17 protein-coding genes are annotated in these 16,243 nt (G+C 42.5%); 7 read left to right on the forward strand and 10 right to left on the reverse strand.

All coding sequences use genetic code 11. From position 1 onward, the window contains the following. Positions 1–236 precede the first annotated feature (236 nt). Both L4C32_RS09635 and gltX read right to left on the reverse strand, forming a co-directional pair. Positions 237–596 carry a diacylglycerol kinase gene (locus L4C32_RS09635; protein WP_428196661.1) on the reverse strand — a complete coding sequence of 120 codons (360 nt, stop codon included), beginning with the start codon at positions 594–596 and terminating at the stop codon, positions 237–239. 88 nt (positions 597–684) lie between these two features. Next, positions 685–2,112 (reverse strand): glutamate--tRNA ligase, encoded by a 1,428-nt coding sequence (gene gltX, locus L4C32_RS09640; RefSeq protein ID WP_428196662.1) that lies wholly within the window; start codon positions 2,110–2,112, stop codon positions 685–687. A gap of 293 nt (positions 2,113–2,405) precedes the next feature. Here gltX and L4C32_RS09645 point away from each other — a divergent pair, with 293 nt between their 5' ends. Next, positions 2,406–3,071: a YccT family protein gene (locus L4C32_RS09645; RefSeq protein WP_428196663.1), complete on the forward strand. Its 666-nt coding sequence runs from the start codon at positions 2,406–2,408 to the stop codon at positions 3,069–3,071. Between the two features lie 109 nt (positions 3,072–3,180). Here L4C32_RS09645 and L4C32_RS09650 read toward each other — a convergent pair whose 3' ends face one another. From L4C32_RS09650 to zipA, 3 genes are all read right to left on the reverse strand, one after another. Beyond that, complete coding sequence (locus L4C32_RS09650; RefSeq protein WP_428196664.1) at positions 3,181–4,290, reverse strand: porin; 1,110 nt, start codon at positions 4,288–4,290, stop codon at positions 3,181–3,183. Between the two features lie 463 nt (positions 4,291–4,753). Then, on the reverse strand, positions 4,754–6,772 hold the full coding sequence (gene ligA, locus L4C32_RS09655; RefSeq protein ID WP_428196665.1) for an NAD-dependent DNA ligase LigA: 2,019 nt from the start codon (positions 6,770–6,772) through the stop codon (positions 4,754–4,756). A 68-nt stretch (positions 6,773–6,840) separates the two neighbouring features. Further along, positions 6,841–7,785, reverse strand: coding sequence for a cell division protein ZipA (gene zipA, locus L4C32_RS09660; protein ID WP_428196666.1), 945 nt, complete (start codon positions 7,783–7,785; stop codon positions 6,841–6,843). 244 nt (positions 7,786–8,029) lie between these two features. On the opposite strand from zipA, the gene cysZ reads away from it, so the two are divergent. From cysZ to crr, 5 genes are all read left to right on the forward strand, one after another. Continuing rightward, the gene (gene cysZ, locus L4C32_RS09665) at positions 8,030–8,800 is read left to right on the forward strand and encodes a sulfate transporter CysZ (RefSeq protein WP_428196667.1); all 771 of its coding nucleotides are present in this window, start codon (positions 8,030–8,032) and stop codon (positions 8,798–8,800) included. Positions 8,801–8,932: 132 nt separating this feature from the next. Continuing rightward, the gene (gene cysK / locus L4C32_RS09670) at positions 8,933–9,901 is read left to right on the forward strand and encodes a cysteine synthase A (protein ID WP_428196668.1); all 969 of its coding nucleotides are present in this window, start codon (positions 8,933–8,935) and stop codon (positions 9,899–9,901) included. A 312-nt stretch (positions 9,902–10,213) separates the two neighbouring features. After that, positions 10,214–10,471, forward strand: coding sequence for an HPr family phosphocarrier protein (locus L4C32_RS09675; RefSeq protein WP_428196669.1), 258 nt, complete (start codon positions 10,214–10,216; stop codon positions 10,469–10,471). A gap of 51 nt (positions 10,472–10,522) precedes the next feature. Then, positions 10,523–12,247, forward strand: a complete 1,725-nt coding sequence (gene ptsI / locus L4C32_RS09680; RefSeq protein WP_428196670.1) for a phosphoenolpyruvate-protein phosphotransferase PtsI — start codon at positions 10,523–10,525, stop codon at positions 12,245–12,247. A 177-nt stretch (positions 12,248–12,424) separates the two neighbouring features. After that, complete coding sequence (gene crr, locus L4C32_RS09685; protein WP_428196671.1) at positions 12,425–12,934, forward strand: PTS glucose transporter subunit IIA; 510 nt, start codon at positions 12,425–12,427, stop codon at positions 12,932–12,934. A 66-nt stretch (positions 12,935–13,000) separates the two neighbouring features. Here the strand turns inward: crr and L4C32_RS09690 are convergent, their stop codons facing one another. Both L4C32_RS09690 and L4C32_RS09695 read right to left on the reverse strand, forming a co-directional pair. After that, positions 13,001–13,909: a Dyp-type peroxidase gene (locus L4C32_RS09690; protein WP_428196672.1), complete on the reverse strand. Its 909-nt coding sequence runs from the start codon at positions 13,907–13,909 to the stop codon at positions 13,001–13,003. Between the two features lie 95 nt (positions 13,910–14,004). Next, on the reverse strand, positions 14,005–14,466 hold the full coding sequence (locus L4C32_RS09695; RefSeq protein WP_428196673.1) for a DUF2919 domain-containing protein: 462 nt from the start codon (positions 14,464–14,466) through the stop codon (positions 14,005–14,007). A gap of 86 nt (positions 14,467–14,552) precedes the next feature. Between L4C32_RS09695 and L4C32_RS09700 the strand changes: the two genes are divergently transcribed. Then, positions 14,553–14,903 (forward strand): DUF2956 domain-containing protein, encoded by a 351-nt coding sequence (locus tag L4C32_RS09700; protein ID WP_428196674.1) that lies wholly within the window; start codon positions 14,553–14,555, stop codon positions 14,901–14,903. A 74-nt stretch (positions 14,904–14,977) separates the two neighbouring features. Here the strand turns inward: L4C32_RS09700 and L4C32_RS09705 are convergent, their stop codons facing one another. Genes L4C32_RS09705 through L4C32_RS09715 form a run of 3 tightly spaced genes read right to left on the reverse strand, consistent with a single transcriptional unit; the run spans position 14,978 to position 16,230 of the window. Then, complete coding sequence (locus L4C32_RS09705; protein ID WP_428196675.1) at positions 14,978–15,112, reverse strand: TIGR02808 family protein; 135 nt, start codon at positions 15,110–15,112, stop codon at positions 14,978–14,980. A 29-nt stretch (positions 15,113–15,141) separates the two neighbouring features. Next, positions 15,142–15,726, reverse strand: coding sequence for a NapC/NirT family cytochrome c (locus L4C32_RS09710; RefSeq protein WP_428196676.1), 585 nt, complete (start codon positions 15,724–15,726; stop codon positions 15,142–15,144). 30 nt (positions 15,727–15,756) lie between these two features. After that, positions 15,757–16,230 (reverse strand): nitrate reductase cytochrome c-type subunit, encoded by a 474-nt coding sequence (locus L4C32_RS09715; protein WP_428196677.1) that lies wholly within the window; start codon positions 16,228–16,230, stop codon positions 15,757–15,759. Between the last annotated feature and the right edge of the window lie 13 nt (positions 16,231–16,243).

Genomic DNA, 16,243 nt, shown 5'->3' on the forward strand with positions numbered 1-16,243 from the left:
CGAGCTTATAAACTGGATTGCTAGTACATATTTGGCATTTTATTGTAACAATGAATTAAAAAACGGTTAAATATCACACTTAACTAATTGAGTGCGGGTTACCTATTAAATTTGGGACAATGGGCAACGTTTATTCAGCTGTTCAAATTACAAGCAACAAAAAAGCCGCACTAAATGCGGCTTGTTTCTCATTTAATATGACAATAGACAGAAAGCCATATTAACAACGTATTGAGTTACAACAAGAAAATAACACCCCACACCAACACGGCTAGAATAAGTGCAATCAGCACTGCAGCAGAGCCAATATCTTTCGCGCGGCCACTCAGTTCATGCAGTTCAGGTCCAATACGATCCACCACGGCTTCAAGTGCTGAATTGATAAGCTCAATAATAAGTATCAGAAACAACGTGATCAACAACAGAGATTTCTCTACTGGCGTTGTGTTTGATAACAGAGCGACAGGGCCAAGAATGAGTATCATAAATAGCTCTTGGCGGATGGCCGACTCATGCTTAAACGCTGCTTTTAGCCCTTGAATCGAAAACCCTGTGGCTTTGATAAGTCGCTTTATACCGGTATGACCTGGTTTCATGATGATGTTGCCTTACACATTCAGTGCTAATAGAAAAAAGCCGCTAACAAACAGCGGCTTTAACAAGGGTACCAAACTGGGATTGGTTTTACTGTGCGTTAGCTTCACGCTCAGCAATAAAGGCTAATGCTAAGTTAATACGAGCAACAACGCGCTCTTTACCAATTAACTGCATGACCGCATCAACAGACGGAGATTGGCCTTGGCCTGTAACTGCAACGCGCAGCGGCATGCCAATTTTGCCCATGCCGATTTCCAGTTCAGCAACGACTTCTTGAATCACATTATGCAGAGCTTCAGTGTTCCAATCAGCCAGAGCTTCAATTTTGGTCAGTGCTAATTGTAGCGGCCCTTTTGCTACACCGCGAAGATGCTTTTTCGCTGCATTAGCATCGAACGTTTCAAAATCTTGATAGAAATAACGAGACTGCTCAGCCACTTCAATCAAGGTATTACAGCGCTCACCAACCAAACCAATCACTTCAGCGATAGCAGGACCATTATCAATTATGATCTCTTTTTGGTCTAAGTGCCACTGCAGATATTTGGCTACATATTCAGGTTCAGCCGTTTTAATGTAGTGGTTGTTCAACCAAAGCAGTTTCTCGGTATTAAACGCAGAAGCAGATTTACTGACCCCTTCCAGTTTAAATAGATTAATCATCTCTTGTTGAGAGAAGATCTCTTGATCACCATGTGACCAACCTAAACGTACTAGGTAGTTATTAATCGCTTGAGGCAGGTAACCTTCATCACGGAACTGCATCACACCGACCGCGCCATGACGTTTAGACAGTTTTGCACCATCATCACCTAAGATCATTGCACAGTGCGCAAAGGTAGGTACTGGTGCGCCTAATGCTTCATAGATATTAATTTGACGTGGAGTATTGTTAATATGATCTTCACCACGAACGACATGAGTAATGCCCATATCCCAATCATCAATAACCACACAGAAGTTATAAGTTGGTGCGCCGTCAGTACGACGAATAATCAGATCGTCCAGTTGGCTATTAGCAATTTCAATCTTTCCGCGAATTTGGTCATCAAATACTACCGAGCCCTCTTTAGGGTTACGGAAACGAATGACACAAGGCTCGCCATCGGTTGCGGCAGCATTAACGGCAATCACTTTTGGATGATTGGCATCATAGCGTGCAATATCACCATTGGCAGTTTGCTCTTCACGGATCTCATCAAGCAGCTCTTTTGATGCATAACACTTGTACGCTTTATCTTCTGCAAGCAGCTTGTCAACAAACTCATTGTAACGGTCAAAACGTTTAGTCTGATAGTATGGACCTTCATCCCAATCCAGACCTAACCACTCCATACCTTCTAGAATGGCATCAACCGCTTCTTGAGTTGAGCGCTCTAGATCTGTGTCCTCGATACGCAGCACAAATTCGCCGCCTTGGCTTTTAGCATATAACCAAGAGTAGAGTGCAGTACGTGCACCACCAATGTGAAGATAGCCTGTTGGACTAGGCGCGAAACGAGTTTTAACCGTCATTTAAAGTACCCTTTAATCAGATATTGTTGCAGTACATTTACTGCCTGTTGCAAATATGCGGGCTATTTTAACACTGTGGTGTAATTCTACAATTGCCGTATTAATGCTTATTTCAATCTGCTGCAATGATCAACCTGCACAGCATTGATTTCCTCTCTTTTTTAACGAGGCAAAATAAGAGGATTGCGTTGTGTGAAGTAGCCCTTATAAATTTGCTTTGAATCTCAATTTTCCTTACTGACGAGTCTTTTTATCCGTAAAATAATAAGTATCTTATTTACAAGGACAGTTCAATGAAACTCAAAGCTATTGCAATATCCAGCTTACTGTTGTCTCTTAATTCACACGCTGACGTTACTCTTAATTTACCCGATAATTTCAGATTATTGGCAGTCAATGAACAAGATGCGGCAAAAGGATGGGATAATTTATTCAAATCCTCTGATGACGCGATTACCTTAAAGAATGGTGAAAATCAGATCATTTATCAGATAGATAAATATTTCTACCGTGGCGATACTCAAAGTGTTCGTTATCGCTCTAACCCTTATATCGTAACATTCACTGCATCAGATAAAACTCTTAACCTCACTTTGCCTAGTTTTTCTGATGAAACCCATGCGCGAGCTTTTAAAAGTGATGATCTCAGCTTACAAGACAGCAATGAACAGCTGGTCGTTTTCAAGCATGATCAGCTGAAACTCGACGGTTTTTCAGTCAGCCACGATTATCACGATTACGCGAAAAGATATAACGCACAACATGGTGCAGCGGCACTTACCACTTCAACTGCCGCTGCTATGGTAACAAAAGAAAAAACAACATCGTCAACGGTCAATCCAACAGAGAGTAACCAGCCGGTGTCAGACCAAGCCAGTGAACAACTTAAACACTGGTTCTTACAAGCTGATGAAAAAACCAAAAAAGAGTTCTTAAGCTGGGCAGTTAGTAACCTATAACCTATAACCTATAACCTATAACCTATACTAAAAACCTACAGACGAAAAAAAGCGAGCATCAGCTCGCTTTTATAGGTGTTAATAAATTGTTGTTCTACATAGTGTTAACTTAGAAGCCGTACTCAAGACCAACGCGTACTACGAAGATATCGTGCTCGCCATCTTTGTCTTTGATATCACGTTTTGCAACACGTACATAAGGGACAAAGCCATTCTTAACATACATAACTTGTGCTGATGTGATGCTATCATCATCATCGTTAGTTACGCTGCCCGTTTTAGAGTCCTGGTTTGCCGTGTAACCCAGTTTCACGCCAACTGGACCGTTCCAGTATTGACCAATCAAAGAGAAAGAGTCTTGCGTTGACTTCTCGCCACCTTGAACGTCACTTTCGCCTGATTTAAACGCACCTGAAATGCCAAAACCTGCTGGCAGTGACGCTTCAAAACCAACTAAGTAACCGAAGGTATCAGTCATTACAGCATCTTTAGCTGCAACAGCTCCCCAAGTAGGTACTGTACTTGGATCATCATCGGCATCAACCCAGTCATAACCTGCAGCAGACGACGCTGATACTTGACGATCTGACTCTGACTCAAATGCCGCGTGGAAAGTAACCGCATCCGCTACGCGGTAGTGTGCACCACCACCCACCCAGTAGTTACCGTCAACCGACGTATCACCACGACCAGCGGCTACATTATAGGTAAGGTTACCAATTGCAGCTGAGTCATAACGAACGGTATTACTGTGGCGATCACGATTGTATTTCACATCGCCGCCCCAGTCCCATGACGCACCCAAACCTGGGTTGGCGTATGGCCAATCAATCACTTCGTACATCGGCGTTAACATACGACCGAAACGTACTTTACCCCAATCGCCACGCAGACCGATGAAAGTATCACGAGCACCTAGCTCGCCTTTCTGCCAGCTATCCACATAGCCAGATTCGATTTGCATGAAGACTTCAATATTCTCAAACATCTCTTTACCAGCACGGAAGCCAATACGAGATTCATTTTCAAACTGTACGCCTGTGCTTTTATCAGCACCATCAGTTTCTTGGTCATAGTTCACTGCAGAGATTGCAGCAACACCATAAACTTCGACAGAGAAATCGTTGTTTTGACCGATTTCATATGCGTTAACTGAAGTTGCGAATGCAGCAGTAGCTACAGCAGCGCCTAAAAGCGTGCGTTTAAACATCTTTTCCATGGAAAAACTCCTAAAAATATATAGCTGTATTTTTGCTTACTGCCTTAAGTGGCCGCCGAAGAGCAGTAAGAAAAATTCCTTGTGATTGACAAACAGTTCCACTGAACGTCATCACATTTGGTCATGAATGCTAGAAACATTCATTGCTACTTAGACTAACTTCGCGTAGAAAAATATCAATAAGAACTTAATTTTCATTAAAAAATATATGACAGAGTGCAAACTTTAGGCATGAATGAGAGATCAAACCACTTTAGGAAAACTTTTCACAATAAATATATAAATACCATATAATCAATCTCTTACTAACATCTCAATAATATAAATAAATATATATTATCGTTAAGTCATTGATTAAGCTCGATCATTTATAATTTATAAACATGAGAGAGGAGAGAGATAAAGGCACCAAGAGCAAGGTCACACTTAGTGCTTTTGTTATACATTTAGAACGCAGAAAACTTTAACCTAACGCAATGATATCGACGAGATCCTGTTCATCTTTTATCTCAATACCTAACTCTTGTGCTTTGGTTAATTTGGACCCAGCAGAAGCACCAGCAAAGACGATATCGGTCTTTTTAGAGACACTTCCAGAGACTTTAGCCCCTAAATTTTGCAACACCGCTTTGGCATCACTGCGTGACAGCTGTGACAAGGTGCCCGTAAGCACCACGACTTTTCCTTCGAGTGCACGCTCAACACTCTCATCTAATGCTGCAATTGCAGGCCAAGTAATGCCCACATCAATAAGACGGCTCACCACCTGTTGATTATGTGGCTCTTTAAAGAAGTTAATGATGTGTTTAGCAACAATATCTCCCACATCAGAGACGTCGAGCAATTGTTCATGAGTGGCGGCTTGAATAGCCTCAAGCGTTAAGAAATGGGTCGCCAAATTTGATGCCGTCGCCTCTCCGACTTCACGAATACCTAATGAGTAGAGAAAACGAGCGAGAGTGGTCTGTTTGGATTTTTCTAACGAGTCCACCACATTCTGCGCCGATTTAGGTCCCATGCGATCCAGCACGGTAATCACTCCAGCAGAAAGGGTAAACAGATCGGCTGGGGTATCAATCATCTCGCGTTCAACTAACTGCTCGATCACTTTCACCCCTAAGCCATCAACATCCATCGCTTTTCGCGAAACAAAGTGTTTCACCGCTTCACTACGTTGAGCCTTACAGACTAGCCCGGCACTGCATCGCGTGGTCGCTTCGCCTTCGATACGTTCGACCAGAGAGTCACACACGGGACACGTTGTTGGGTAGACAATCGCTTTACTGTCTGTAGGTCGTCGGCTCTCTACCACACTGACGATCTGAGGAATAACATCTCCTGCTCGTCTAATGATAACGGTATCGCCAATACGCACTTGCAAACGAGCAATCTCATCGGCGTTGTGCAGTGTGGCATTACTCACGGTAACTCCACCAACAAAAACAGGCTCCAGCTTTGCGACTGGAGTTATCGCTCCTGTTCGACCCACTTGAAACTCCACATCATTAAGTACCGTCAGCTCCTCTTGCGCTGGGAATTTATAGGCAATAGCCCAACGCGGCGCACGGGCGACAAAACCTAGCTGCTGTTGCAGTTCAATGCTGTCTACTTTGATGACCACCCCATCAATCTCATAACTAAGCTGTTCGCGACGGGTCATGATATCTTGATAATAGGCTTTCACTTGCTCTAAGGTCGAACACTGTTTGGTTTCACCACACATCGGCAGTCCCCAACCTTTTAGCTGTACAAACCTATCATAGTGACTATTTTTTAAATCAGCGCCTTCTACCACACCCACACTATAGGCATAAAAACTCAACGCACGGGTTGCTGTCACTTTTGAGTCAAGTTGACGCAAACTGCCCGCTGCCGCATTTCTTGGATTGGCGAATGCTTTATCACCGCGTTTTAGAGCTCGAGCATTCAGCGCATCAAAGCTAGACTTAGGCATAAACACCTCACCTCGAACCTCTAATCGATTCGGCCAGCCTTCGCCTTGAAGCTTTAATGGGATAGATTTGATTGTGCGGACATTGTCGGTGATGTTCTCTCCAGTCGATCCATCGCCACGTGTTGCTGCCTGTACTAAAACACCCTGCTCATACATCAAACTGACTGCTAATCCATCTAATTTAGGTTCACAACAATAGGTTGAAATACGCTCACCAAGTAGACGTTCTTGAATGCGTTTTTCGAATGCGTCTAACTCGTCATCATTAAAAGCGTTATCTAAAGAGAGCATTGGAATAATGTGGTTAACTTGAGTAAAGGCATCAAGTGGTGCACCTCCCACTCTGCGACTCGGTGAATCTACCGTGACTAATTCAGGGTGTTCACTCTCAATCGCTAGCAATTGCTGCATTAGTCGATCGTATTCCGCATCAGGAACTTCTGGACTGTCTTCAACATAATAGCGATAGCCATGATAGTTAATGGTGCTTTTTAACTCATTCAATTGTTCTATGATGTCAAGTTTCATGGTATCTCTCGTTGTACTTAAATAGAAAAAAGGCTCCCATTTAGGAGCCTTACTTCATAACAAAATGGTTAGTGTGTTGTGTTGGTAAATTGTCGAACTCGAGTCCGGTACTCATCCAATTTATTGGGGCTCATCAAGTTTCGATTATCATCGAGGACATGGCCACCAAGGTCATCAGCAATTTGCTGCGCCGTTCTTAACATGAGTTTAAAGTTATGCTCTGGTTCGCCAAAGCAAGGTAACGCCATAAAGAAAGAGACACCTGGAGTGGTGAAATCTTCAATGCTATCCATTCTAAAGTGACCTGGAGCCACCATATTGGCAACACTAAACAGCACTTCACCGACGCCTGAAAGATCTGAGTGACGGTGATAAATATCCATATCACCAAATAACAGACCATTTTGCTCTAAACTATCAAAAAGGTTAGGGCCACTAAAGCGCTCCTCTCCAGAAATATGAACATGCATGACCAGCATATCTTCTTCGGAAGCTTTCTCTTTGGTCGCGGAATTATCCGCTGGTTGGTCTGTGCTCACCTCTTCAACGTCATCAGCCTCAAACACGACGGTTGGCACGGGCTCATTGTCGATACTCTCTTCCATCGAGTAAGCAGAGAAAGCAATATCATTAGGTTCATCAGTCGATATCATAAGGTCGTCAGTTGTCTCAACAGAGTCATCGACAATCATTGAATCATCATGATGAACGATCTCTTCTTCTAGATCGTCAGTATCATCACTTCCATCCAGTAATGGATCACCTTTAATTTCATCATGACTGAAGTTAAAGCCTGGCTCTTTCCTTGTTTTAGTCACGGGCTCAGATTTAACGGGCTCAGATTTAACGTCTTCTAAGGTCGAATCAACCTTATTGTCAAAATCCACTTTATTTAGCGGTTTATTGCCAAATTTTGCCGCATTTTCTTTTCGGCTAGTCCAAAGGCCGTGAAACAGTAAGGCACTGATAGCCAGCGCCCCTACAATAATCAGAACAAGTCGCAATTCCTGCATCTCAAAATCTCAATGTTTTCATTCCCAAATTGGAACAAATAATAAATGTGCAATATATAACTTCTATCGAGCGATCCTATCGCATGAGTATCGCTTTATCACGGTTTTTTTATCAATTTATCAAGCTTATGGCTCTTTTCATAGCGGTTAAATCGCGCTTATCGATTTTTTTAGTCGATTATGAGGAGTTCATTGAATCTTAACAGCTCTCGTTTTACCATGACGATAACTTACTGGAGGCAAAATGACCCAATCTTCACTAACAAAAAGAACACTTAATGATAGCAAAAGTGGCGCAAGTTACTTTTTCCAAGGAATCACCCTCTGTAAAATGCCCGGCATACGTCGGTTTGTTTTGATCCCTTTACTGATTAACTTTCTCTTATTAGGTGGTGCATTTGCACTGATATATGCCCAAATTGGCGGCTGGATTGACACACTATTAAGCTACGTGCCATCTTGGCTTGATTGGTTATCTTATCTACTGTGGCCCCTCATTGTCGTGGCAATATTGGCGACCTTCTCCTACTTTTTCAGTACCATCGCCAACTGGATAGCCGCACCGTTTAATGGCTTACTCGCTGAACATTTAGAAGCAAAACTAACGGGGCAACCCGCACCATCTGGCGGAGTGATGTCTGCAGTTAAGGATCTGCCACGCATCTTAGGGCGTGAGTGGCGCAAATTAAGATATTACTTACCAAAAGCAATAGGGCTGTTTCTATTTCTATTTATTCCAGGCATTGGCCAAACGGTTGGACCGGTACTATGGTTTGTTTTTACGGCGTGGATGATGTCCATTCAGTATTGTGATTATCCTTTTGATAACCACAAAGTCTCTTTTGAATCGATGCGAGACGATCTGAAAGCGCGCAGGGGAAAGTCTATCAGCTTCGGTGCATTAGTTACCCTGTTTACCATGACCCCAATTTTGAACCTGTTTGTGATGCCGGTAGCGGTATGTGGTGCAACAGCAATGTGGGTTGATATATATAGAGAGAGGTACGTAAAGTAGTAAAACGGTTTCTAATATAGATATATCCATAAGTTATAACGTTTTATTCTTTTTCGATTGCTGCTTATCGTCATATTCTAAGCAACATAGTGAACAACTTAACACCCTATCGTGTATTGAAGGAACTTAAACATGAGCAAGATATTTGAAGACAACAGCCAAACCATCGGTAATACACCTCTAGTCCGTTTAAACCGCGTCAGTAACGGTAACGTATTAGTCAAAATCGAAGCTCGTAACCCAAGCTTTAGTGTAAAGTGCCGTATCGGTGCCAACATGATCTGGGAAGCTGAAAAAGCAGGAACCCTAACCAAAGATATTGAGCTTGTTGAACCAACAAGTGGCAATACGGGTATTGCACTGGCTTATGTTGCTGCTGCTCGTGGTTACAAACTGACTCTAACTATGCCTGAGTCAATGAGCTTAGAGCGTCGTAAACTATTAAAAGCCTTGGGCGCAAACTTAGTGTTAACCGAAGCACCAAAAGGAATGAATGGCGCCATAGCTAAAGCGGAAGAGATCGTTGCGCAAGATCCAAGCAAATATCTTTTACTGCAACAGTTTAATAACCCAGCGAACCCGGCTATCCATGAAAAAACAACAGGTCCTGAAATCTGGGACGCTACCGAGGGTAATGTTGATGTCTTCGTTGCAGGTGTTGGTACCGGCGGAACATTAACCGGTGTGAGCCGCTATATTAAAGGTACACAAGGTAAAGCGATTACCACTGTTGCTGTAGAGCCTGCTGAATCTCCAGTCATTGCGCAAACACTTGCAGGTGATGATGTGCAACCTGCTCCACATAAAATTCAGGGTATTGGCGCTGGCTTTATCCCAGGAAACCTAGATCTTGAACTTATTGATCGTGTCGAAGCGGTAACCTCTGAAGAGGCAATTGAAATGACCCGTCGCCTAATGGAAGAGGAAGGCATTCTTGCCGGTATCTCTTCTGGTGCTGCCGTTGTTGCTGCTAATCGTTTAGCTGAACTTCCTGAATTTGCTGGAAAAACCATTGTCACTATTCTTCCAAGTTCCGGCGAACGTTACCTAAGTACGGCGCTATTTGCTGGTATCTTCAGCGATAAAGAGAACCAACAATAGTTCTTAAAAATTATGTGTTGAAATCAATTTTTTGATTAATAAAGCCCCGTAAGGGGTTTTTTTGTTGATTTCGTTCACTGGATTGGTACTATCTATTTACTTTATTTTGCGGCTAAAAATAAAGGCGATTGTCGGTCATACCTTTGTAACTTTGAGAACAGTGTTGCAAATGTATGACCAACTTAATCTATTAGTGTCAATAATAGTGTTGAGTAGCCTAAGCTAAACTAGGAACTGGCGACTACGCTTGTTCCAAGGTAGACTCAAACTTAGACATCAATCACATATTTCTATATTTTTGAGGGATAACACATGTATTCTAAGCAAGTTGAAATCACAGCAGAAAATGGCCTACACACTCGTCCTGCAGCGCAGTTCGTAAAAGAAGCTAAATCATTTGATGCTGATATCTCAGTAACATCGAATGGTAAAACAGCGAGTGCAAAAAGCCTGTTCAAACTACAAACTTTAGGTTTAGTTAAAGGAACGGTTGTGACTATCTCTGCTGAAGGCGAACAAGCTGAAGCAGCAGTAGACACACTGGTTGCTCTAATGGCTGATCTGCACTAATTACGACTATTCGTAATAACCCTCAATTATTTATTGTTCAAAGGTAAGGCTATGATTTCAGGTATTCTAGCATCTCCAGGTATCGCTTTTGGTAAAGTACTTTTACTTCAAGAGGATACTATTGTCCTAAATACAAACCCAATTTCTGACTCAGAGGTCGAATCAGAAGTTCAACGTTTTTTCGATGCACGCAATAAGTCTTCTCAGCAGCTTGAAGTTGTTAAAGAGAAAGCACGAATCACGTTTGGTGAAGAGAAAGAGGCAATTTTCGAAGGGCATATCATGCTACTCGAAGATGAAGAGTTAGAAGATGAGATTTTAGCCCTTATTAAAAAAGATCATATGTCTACTGATGCAGCAATTCATGCTGTTATTGAAGAGCAAGCATGTGCCCTTGAATCTTTAGATGATGACTACTTAAAAGAGCGTGCTACCGATATCCGCGATATTGGCAGCCGCTTTATTAAAAACGCACTCGGTATCAATATTGTTTCATTAAGCAACATTAATGAAAAAGTAATCTTGGTCGCTAACGATCTAACCCCATCTGAAACCGCTCAAATCAACCTTGATTACGTGCTAGGGTTTGCTTGTGATATCGGTGGGCGTACTTCTCACACCTCAATCATGGCTCGCTCATTAGAACTGCCTGCTATTGTCGGAACCAATAACATTACGATGCAAGCAAAAAATGGCGACATGATGATTCTCGATGCGATCAATAATACGATTGTATTAAATCCATCAGAGGAAGAGATCGCTAACGCAACGGCTATTGGTGATGCATTTAAAGCCGATAAAGAAGAACTTGCCAAACTAAAAGATCTTCCTGCAACTACACTTGATGGTAAGCAAGTTGAAGTCTGTGGCAACATTGGTACGGTAAAAGATTGTAACGGTATCATCCGAAATGGCGGTGAAGGCGTTGGCCTTTATCGTACTGAGTTTTTATTCATGGATCGTGACGCCCTTCCTACTGAAGAAGAGCAGTACGTCGCCTACAAAGAAGTGGCTGAAGCGATGCATGGTGAGCCAGTGATTATCCGTACTATGGATATCGGTGGTGATAAAGATCTTCCTTATATGGACCTACCTGAAGAGATGAATCCATTTCTTGGCTGGCGTGCGGTTCGTATCAGTTTAGATCGTCGTGAAATTCTTCGTGATCAAGTTCGTGGAATTCTACGCGCGTCTGCTCACGGCAAGCTTCGTATCATGTTCCCAATGATCATCTCTGTTGAAGAGATTCGTGAGCTTAAAAAAGCCATTGAAGAGTATAAAATTGAACTTCGTAGCGAAGGCCACGCTTTTGATGAGAACATCGAAATCGGTATCATGGTCGAAACACCAGCCGCTGCTGCTATTGCGCATCATTTAGCTAAAGAAGTGAGCTTCTTCTCAATCGGTACCAACGATTTGACCCAATACACGCTAGCAGTAGACCGTGGTAACGAAATGATTTCTCACCTCTATAACCCTCTATCACCAGCCGTACTATTGGTGATCAAGCAAGTCATTGATGCTTCTCATAAAGAGGGGAAATGGACCGGCATGTGTGGCGAGCTAGCTGGGGATGATCGTGCAACGCTACTTCTTCTCGGTATGGGCTTAGATGAATTCAGCATGAGTGGTATCTCAATTCCATCCGTTAAGAAAGTGATCCGAAATTCAAATTTTGCCGATGTTAAGGCAATGGCGGAAGAAGCGCTACTGATGCCGACCGCTGCTGAAATTGAAGCGCACGTTGAAAAATTTATCGCGAAACATTCGAAGTAAGAGTATAGTTATTCAAATTATCTGGAATAATCTGGAACATTTTAGTTAGGATTTTTTTGCTCAAGATCAATCAATAAGCGCTGTTTTGTTCGATTTTACAGCGCATTTGTTCTTAAAATAAAGTAAAGTTATCCTAACTTGAAAAGTGACAAATATATATGCCTAGGAGCAAATACAATGGGTCTGTTCGACAAAATTAAAAAACTAGTATCTGATGACAATACAAATGCAGATGCGATTGAAATCATCGCTCCGCTGTCTGGCGAAATAGTTAACATTGAAGATGTGCCTGATGTTGTTTTCGCTGAAAAAATTGTTGGCGATGGTATTGCAATTAAACCTTCTGGTAACAAGATGGTTGCACCTGTTAACGGCACTATCGGTAAAATTTTCGAAACAAACCACGCTTTTTCTATCGAATCTACTGACGGTATTGAGCTTTTCGTTCACTTTGGTATCGACACGGTTGAGCTTAAAGGTGAAGGCTTTACTCGTATCGCTGAAGAAGGCCAAGACGTTAAAATTGGTGACACAATCATTGAGTTTGATCTTGCCCTTCTCGAAGAGAAAGCGAAATCAACATTAACACCCGTTGTTATTTCAAACATGGATGAGATCAAAGAGCTTCATAAGCTGTCTGGTTCTATCACTGTGGGTGAATCAGCAGTACTTCGCATCAACAAGTAAATTGTTCTGCGATGTAAAAAAAACGCTGTCCTATGGACAGCGTTTTTTGTATCTGCACGGTAATATCTACCCTTTCACACTCAAAAGACTTAGCATCTCTTGTGATGGCGTGAAAAAGTATGCACCGGTTACTGCTTTAGTAAACTTTAACATTTGATCACTATGCCCATCAGTCGCCCCGTACATGCTCTCTAACATGACTGTAAAGTTATGCACCCTCTTACAGTAAGCAATAAACAACAAGCCATGGTCGCCAGATACAGAGCCATATGGAAGACTATGTCTGACTATTTTAACCCCTTTACCCTCTTCTTTAATATCCACTCGACCAACGTGTGATGCTTTTGGCACATCTTCCAGTTCAATCGAATCTGGTTTGGTTCTGCCAATAACCTTCTCTTGTGCCGCTACCGAGAGTCGATTCCAAGCAGGCAAGTTGTGAATAAAGCGCTGAACCATGACATAACTGCCCCCGGTAAATTCACCATCATCAATGATAGCGACCTCTTTACGACCCTCATCTTTTGGGTTTTCAGTACCATCAACAAAGTCAGTCATATCACGAGAATCTAAATAACGGTAACCATAGGTTTCATCTAATATCTCAAGGTGCCCGTCGCACAGTAAGAGCAGTTTACGTAGCAGATAAAAATGCAAATCATGGCGATTTGAGTGGATATGAAGCAGTATATCGCCACCTGTTGCAGGCGCTGTGATCTCCCCACTACCTAGAGGCTGAAAAGGAACCAACTCATCAGGCATTGCTTGGTTCATCTTCTGCCACATGCCGTGACTAAACGAAATCGCCACATTCACGTTGGCATCAGCCTGTTGACTGTTTAAATCATCGACCAATTTTGGCAGCTGTTGTAACTGTTGTAACACTTGCTGCTCGGCACTTTTTACGTTGAAGGTAACATACAGTGCAAAGGGGCCTGCATTGGGAAGTATTGCAGATTGTGATGAGAACGACATTGAAGATTCCTTATACGTATTTGTTACTAATGGAGTGTGTTCAGTCTAGTCTAAGCGTTTGAAAGCGCGAAGATATGATCATAATCAGGAATTGGTTACACAGTATTATTTTCCTTGAATGTCGCCTTTACTCGTTTGCTTCGATACAAAAAGAGTAAGAACCAACCTTGTAATAATAACGTTACCGCTGTCGCCCAATGAAAACGTCCGTGATTAAGCAGAAGAGGATTGATAACCATGACGATATCAATCAGCAATATTATTAACGTGATGCCCCGGCCAAAACGCCAAATGCGATCAATAAATGCATATTGTTTGTTTTTCACCCCCTGTAACCACATTAAGAGTACAGCAGGAAAGCCTAATGCTAAACCGACATAAAAGACATCATGATTGGGGTAAAACAGAGCTAACAGTTCTGCTCCTTTATCTCTGCTTGCACCAGCCATAATAAAAACAACCCAGGCGCGACTTAGAAGAAACCAACCAGCCCAAAGCCATATCGGAGGTTTAACCGACCCGTGTTCATCATACGAATCAAAAGAAAATGACAACATTTATCCTTAATGCGGTTTATATATAGTAAAAGATTGGTACGATATTGCCATAATTCAACCACGTTACGGATCAGGTACTCTTTTATATGGCCAAAAAACACTCCTCACAAAGCAGTATTTCCCCTGAGACACAGCAAGAAGCGGCAGCGATGGCTAAAGCAACGCAAAAACAGGGACAAACCAAAGAGCAAACTAAACTGATCGCACAAGGGATTCAAAAAGGAATTGCCCTTTATAAACAGCAGCAGAAAGAGAAAGCACGACAAGCGGATAAGCTGAAAAAGCGATCTAGGCAATCAACGCAACCCACTGCTGAAGAGAGTACTGAACAGCCAGAAACGCTCATCAATCCAACCCAAACTAAGCAATCACTGCTTCCTTGGGGATTATTGCTGGTCAGCTGGGCAATTTTTGCCGCTTTCTACCTAACAAAATAGCTGACTATCATGTTCAATGCATAAAAAAAGTCATGCGGTTAAGCATGACTTTTTAGTTTCTGATTGGTTAATCACTAAATGTTTTTATCTTTACCTAGTGATAATAACCATAACGAAACGGCGGCAACACCCGCAAACCCGGCCAATATGATGGTAGGCATTGCAGCGTAACCTAGTACGTGCCAAATAATCGACTCTAATGTACTCATTATTTTTTCATCCTATATTCACTGCAGCGTTATTGCCAGCCTTCAATGTTTTGCATATCAGGCAATTTGTGCGCAATCCCTTTGTGACAATCCACACAGGTTTTTTCGCCACTGGCCAAAGCCGTTGAATGCTGCTTAGCGCTACGTGGACCTTGCTCTGAGAAATCCATGTAATCAAATTCATGACAATTTCGACACTCTTGCGAGTTATTGCCTTTCATTCGTTTCCATTCACGGTCTGCTAAATGAGCACGACGCGCTTTAAACTTCTCATCGGTATCAATCGTGCCCATTGCAAAAGCAACCAACTCTTTTGAAGCCTGAACTTTACGAATAATTTTATCCGTCCAGTTATGAGGAACGTGACAATCTGAACAGATGGCTCTAACGCCCGAACGGTTCGAGAAGTGAACGGTTTCACGTATCTCTTTCACGATTGGTGCGTGACAGCCTGAACAGAACTCTTCGGTATTGGTGTACTCCATTCCAGTGTTAAATGCACCCCAGAAAAGTAAGCCACCCGCAAAGCCCATGAACAAAACAACACCCGCAGCGACTTTACTTGGCGTCTTCAACCGTCTCCAAAACGTGGTGATTATGCTTGGTAATTTCATATATAGCCTCTCTATCAACTATGGCTATAATTAGTAGCGCAAAGAATCGACACGTTCAAAATCATTCCCAATAAGAGCTTTCGCATCTGCTTGAGGCACGTGGCACTGTAGACAGAAGTATCGACGAGGCGATACATCTGATAATACCTGCTCATCACGAGTTTGGTAGTGCGTAACACTGATCTTAGTTGCGCCCATCTCTTTCGCATTTTTCCAACTATGACATGCTAAACACTTGTTGGCATTAAGTGACACTTCATAGTTACGAATTGAGTGAGGTATAAGCGGTGGCTGATACACATAGTCACTCTCAAGACCTGCTGCATGGTCTCTTGGAAAGCGTTTGAAATCATCCGCTGCGCGAGTGGTTTCTAGTTCCGCTGCCCCACGTAATGATTCTACTCCGCCAATACCACCAGGGTTATTAAGTACAGTTTCTTCAGCTTGTACTGCGCCAGCTAACAGTAAGCCTGCAGTCATTATCGCTATCAATATTCGTTTCATTGTAAATCTCCGC

Origin of the sequence: Aliivibrio kagoshimensis (genome assembly GCF_050337105.1) — a bacterium.
Lineage (GTDB): Bacteria > Pseudomonadota > Gammaproteobacteria > Enterobacterales > Vibrionaceae > Aliivibrio_A > Aliivibrio_A kagoshimensis.

Bases quoted from the DNA above. Each gene is read 5' to 3' on its own strand.
- L4C32_RS09635 (WP_428196661.1), bottom strand. From the start codon at position 596: ATGAAACCAGGTCATACCGGTATAAAGCGACTTATCAAAGCCACAGGG.
- gltX (WP_428196662.1), bottom strand. From the start codon at position 2,112: ATGACGGTTAAAACTCGTTTCGCGCCTAGTCCAACAGGCTATCTTCAC.
- L4C32_RS09645 (WP_428196663.1), top strand. From the start codon at position 2,406: ATGAAACTCAAAGCTATTGCAATATCCAGCTTACTGTTGTCTCTTAAT.
- L4C32_RS09650 (WP_428196664.1), bottom strand. From the start codon at position 4,290: ATGGAAAAGATGTTTAAACGCACGCTTTTAGGCGCTGCTGTAGCTACT.
- ligA (WP_428196665.1), bottom strand. From the start codon at position 6,772: ATGAAACTTGACATCATAGAACAATTGAATGAGTTAAAAAGCACCATT.
- zipA (WP_428196666.1), bottom strand. From the start codon at position 7,785: ATGCAGGAATTGCGACTTGTTCTGATTATTGTAGGGGCGCTGGCTATC.
- cysZ (WP_428196667.1), top strand. From the start codon at position 8,030: ATGACCCAATCTTCACTAACAAAAAGAACACTTAATGATAGCAAAAGT.
- cysK (WP_428196668.1), top strand. From the start codon at position 8,933: ATGAGCAAGATATTTGAAGACAACAGCCAAACCATCGGTAATACACCT.
- L4C32_RS09675 (WP_428196669.1), top strand. From the start codon at position 10,214: ATGTATTCTAAGCAAGTTGAAATCACAGCAGAAAATGGCCTACACACT.
- ptsI (WP_428196670.1), top strand. From the start codon at position 10,523: ATGATTTCAGGTATTCTAGCATCTCCAGGTATCGCTTTTGGTAAAGTA.
- crr (WP_428196671.1), top strand. From the start codon at position 12,425: ATGGGTCTGTTCGACAAAATTAAAAAACTAGTATCTGATGACAATACA.
- L4C32_RS09690 (WP_428196672.1), bottom strand. From the start codon at position 13,909: ATGTCGTTCTCATCACAATCTGCAATACTTCCCAATGCAGGCCCCTTT.
- L4C32_RS09695 (WP_428196673.1), bottom strand. From the start codon at position 14,466: ATGTTGTCATTTTCTTTTGATTCGTATGATGAACACGGGTCGGTTAAA.
- L4C32_RS09700 (WP_428196674.1), top strand. From the start codon at position 14,553: ATGGCCAAAAAACACTCCTCACAAAGCAGTATTTCCCCTGAGACACAG.
- L4C32_RS09705 (WP_428196675.1), bottom strand. From the start codon at position 15,112: ATGAGTACATTAGAGTCGATTATTTGGCACGTACTAGGTTACGCTGCA.
- L4C32_RS09710 (WP_428196676.1), bottom strand. From the start codon at position 15,726: ATGAAATTACCAAGCATAATCACCACGTTTTGGAGACGGTTGAAGACG.
- L4C32_RS09715 (WP_428196677.1), bottom strand. From the start codon at position 16,230: ATGAAACGAATATTGATAGCGATAATGACTGCAGGCTTACTGTTAGCT.